1 protein-coding gene is annotated in these 1,201 nt (G+C 49.5%); it reads left to right on the forward strand.

All coding sequences use genetic code 11. The annotated features are described in order from the left end of the window. Positions 1–225 precede the first annotated feature (225 nt). On the forward strand, positions 226–1,201 hold a 976-nt coding region (locus COY37_RS10670), incomplete at its 3' end, for a potassium channel family protein (RefSeq protein WP_286977545.1).

Raw genomic sequence — 1,201 nt, forward strand, 5'->3', positions numbered from 1 at the left:
TGGAAAGGGGACGTTGTTGAAATAGTGAACTTAATAGCAATTTTTGAGCTTTGCCCGCTCAAATATGCAGGAGCTTTGGCATAGATAGAGAATCTTCAAACTATCGGCTATCGAGCCATCGCAACATTATATGATTGGGATGCGCATTTTGCGTATAATGCATATTGAATAGAATCTATTTTCTATTCTCAATTTTCTATTATCTAGATCGGGGGTTGGCGCTGTGTGGACTTATTAAGACGGTTACGGCTTACATTTGCCCTTTTTGCACTGGTCGTAGCACTAGGAATTACAGGATACATGGTGATTGAGGGCTGGTCGTTTACGGATGCCGCTTACATGACCGTTATAACGATAACGACGGTCGGGTATCGTGAAGTTCATCCTCTTGATGTCACAGGGCAGTTCTTTACGATGCTTCTTGTTTTTGCGGGTGTGGGGATAGCGTTTTACCTTTTTGTATCGATAGCGGAATTCATGATTGAAGGGCATCTATCAGGCATATTAACGGAGAGAAGAGTGGAGAGAGAAATAAGAACACTGGAAAATCACTATATCTTATGCGGTTACGGCAGGGTCGGCGAGAACGTTGCAGATGAGTTCAGGGCGTCACATTCGCCGTTCGTGATCATAGAGAATAACCCCGGCAGGGTGCAGGAGTGCCGCGACCGGGGCTTCTTGTGTATTGAAGGCGATGCCTCAAGCGACGAGATTTTGTTGAAAGCGGGGGTCGAACGGGCAAGCGGCTTGGTGGCTGCCGTCGACAACGATGCGGATAACGTCTTCGTCACCCTGACCGCGCGTGTACTAAACCCGAAGATCGATATCGTCGCCCGCAGCATTCTGGCCGAATCAAGAGAAAAGTTGATTCGCGCGGGTGCAAACAGGGTGGTCTCACCGAGTATAATTGGCGGCAAACGAATGGCATCCATACTTGTACGACCGTTGGTATCGGACTACCTCGATGTCGTTACGTTTGGCGACGACCTGGAATACCGGCTTGAAGAGTTGGCGGTCAGCAGCACATCGAAATGTAGGGGGAAAACGCTGGCGGAGACGGATATACGTAAGCGCACCGGGGCGGTAATCCTTGCAATTAAAAAGAGGTCGGGGGAATTTAACACGTCGCCGACGGCAACGACCGTACTCGAGCAAGCCGATCACGTAGTAATTCTCGGTACGCGCGGGCAACTGGATGCGG

It is taken from the genome of Candidatus Aquicultor secundus, from assembly GCF_002791875.1.
Lineage (GTDB): Bacteria > Actinomycetota > Aquicultoria > Aquicultorales > Aquicultoraceae > Aquicultor_A > Aquicultor_A secundus.